This is a genomic window from Wolbachia endosymbiont of Drosophila barbarae (genome assembly GCF_044752445.1).
Classification (GTDB): domain Bacteria; phylum Pseudomonadota; class Alphaproteobacteria; order Rickettsiales; family Anaplasmataceae; genus Wolbachia; species Wolbachia pipientis.
In genome coordinates, this window is sequence record NZ_JBIXJM010000146.1 from 1 (window position 1) to 2,686 (window position 2,686).

The 2,686-nt window shown below is 32.5% G+C and carries 2 protein-coding genes; one reads left to right on the forward strand and one right to left on the reverse strand.

Annotation, left to right across the window (positions count from 1 at the left end):
• On the forward strand, positions 1–2,428 hold a 2,428-nt coding region (locus ACIPNH_RS02530; protein ID WP_400771536.1), incomplete at its 5' end, for a YhdP family protein.
• 43 nt (positions 2,429–2,471) lie between these two features.
• Here ACIPNH_RS02530 and ACIPNH_RS02535 read toward each other — a convergent pair.
• The coding region (locus tag ACIPNH_RS02535; RefSeq protein ID WP_400771539.1) for a transposase at positions 2,472–2,686 on the reverse strand (215 nt) is incomplete at its 5' end.

Consider the following 2,686-nt stretch of genomic DNA (forward strand, 5'->3'; position numbering starts at 1 on the left):
TGATAAATTATATATAGGGAAGGGGGAAGATTTTAATGTTTTAGATATTCATGTGAATACAAAAGATGGAAAGGGATTTTTGGATGATTTATCAATTACGATAAAAAATCGCAACAATTTGCTAAATGTGTACGGGACATTTTATGATCTAAAATTGGGACTATTGAGCAAGTTTTCTACATTAGTTAAAAGCTACAATTTGGACAAAAATATAGGATTCAAAGGAAGCTTCTCAGTGAAAATTAATAAAAAGGATGAAATTGTAGATGGAAATATATACGTATTAAATACAGAAAGTTATTTGAACAAAAATTTGGCCTTAACTAATGTAAATATAAATTTAACATATAGTAGTGGAATTATTAGTGTAAAAAACTTCCATTTTAAGTTAAATGACACGTATCTCTCTTTAATAGGCAAAATGAACTTTGGTACAAGTCATGCTTTGCTTAGAATTAATATTAGTAAGTTTGCTGCAAAGGATTTATGTACTTATATACCAGATAGTGTAGTAAATAGTAAATTTAAAAGCTGGTATTGTAATAATATTGATGGGGATGTTTTAAATACCATTGTAAGTTTCAATGGCAAATTGGTTGATGACGATCTGTCAGACATTGTAATTGTTGCTGATATAGAAAACGGTAGCGTAAAATTTGATGAAGATTTTGAGCAAGTAAAGGAATTAAAGGGTGATTTGATCATCAAGAATAACGATCTTGAAATTACTGTAAATAGCGCTAAGTTTCAGAATTTCACTGTTAATGGTGGTGATATTGAAATGAAATCTCTAAATAAGGAAGATTCAGTTCTAACCATTAATGGCAAAGCTGTAAGTGATGCGTATGGTTTATATGAGCCTATAAGATTTAAGCTGGATGATGTGGTGAAGGTTGAAAGGGATAAAGTAAGTGGAATGGCAAAATCCGTATTTAATTTTCGCATTTTTAATCTAAATGCTGATGACAAAAAAGTAGACTTCTCAGCAAATTTTCATTCTGAAATTGACAATTTGGCCGTCTATAATGCAAGTCTTGGTAAATATGATATTAAGCTTAGTTTTGGCAGTGACTTTATAGATTTAAATGGTAGTGGTATGGTGAATAACACACAGCTATTATTTGACCTGAAAAGTAGCAATAGGAATGAAAGTTTCGCCTGGAATTTGACCGGAGATTTACCCGCTCAAATATTTAATTTTGATAGTGGCTATGTCAGTGCAAATTTAGAGTCAGTGATAAATCAAGATAAGACGGGGTATGTTAATGGTGATATAGATTTATCAGAATTTGAATCACATTCAAGCTACTTAGGGTGGAAAAATCGCTTTGAAGATCACAATAAAATTTTGTTTTCTACAAGGTTAAAAGGAGCAGGTGAATTGTTAGTAGATAAATTAGACATTGTAGGAAATGACCTAGATATAAAATTCAGCGGAAGAGTAGAAAATGGAAATTTATATTTAAATTCTAGTAGCTTTAAATTGCCTGATAATGATTTTAGTATAGAAATTGAATCAGGTAAGGAGAAAAATGCCATAACTATTTATGGTGAGGAAATTAACTTAAGTGATATTTTAGGCTTGCTTGGCAAAAACAGTAATGGATTAAATAAAGATATAGAGATTAGTATGAATGTTGACAATGTAATTATGAAAGAAGGCATCGTTATCAAAAATGCTAAGCTGAATGTAACCTGTACTAAAGGTAATTGCAATGGAAGTCAATTTACAGGGCAGTTTCTGGAAGATAGCAGCAACATACTAGCAGAATACAGTGGAATAGGGCTCGAAATATATGCGGATAATTCAGGTATGCTTTTGCGTTCCTTAGGCATTAGTAAATCAATTAAAAACGGCAAATTGTCTTTTTATCTCTCTCCTCAGAGAGAAAGTGGAGAACATTATGGTACGTTATCCATTAGCAATTTCTACATCAAAGATGCTCCACTACTTACTACTTTATTGTCGATGTCTTCATTGCCTGGCATTGTAAATGCCATAAAAAATGAAGGTGTATACTTTTACAAATGTAATGCACCTTTTTCATACAAAGATGGCACTATTGAAATTGAAGAATCTTGGCTTGAAGGGGCGGAGTTAGGTATTAGCACTGGTGGTAAGCTCAATATTAAAGATTATAAATTCCAGGTTGCAGGACAAGTAATACCAGCATATTCAATTAATAAATCTTTGTTAAAAATTCCTATAATTGGAAAACTTCTTACTGGTGGGAAAAGTAGGGGAATCGTTTCAATAGACTATAAAGCAAGTGGTGATGACAAAAACAATACCGTATCTGTTGATCTTATCTCTTCGCTAACTCCAAACCTATTAAAGAGGTTATTGGGAGTGTTTGATCGCATTATGACAAAAACTAACGAAAGTGGCTTAAAAGGTGGTGTGAAAAAGAAATTTGGTTCGATATGACCAAAAGGGAAGTTATAGCATTTCTCATAATAGTCCGAACAGGTCATAGGAAGGCAGAATCAACAGCACGACGAAAGGATTCGAATAGAGGAATGTTTTTCCTAGCTCTGTTTTTTATAGCAAACCAATGATGCTCAATTTTGTTGAAATCTGGAGAATACGGCGGCAGATACAAAATTTCTGCACCAACTCCTCTAGCAAGCTCGATAATCTTACCAGACTTATGAAAAGTAGCATTGTCAAGAATGACAGTCTGTC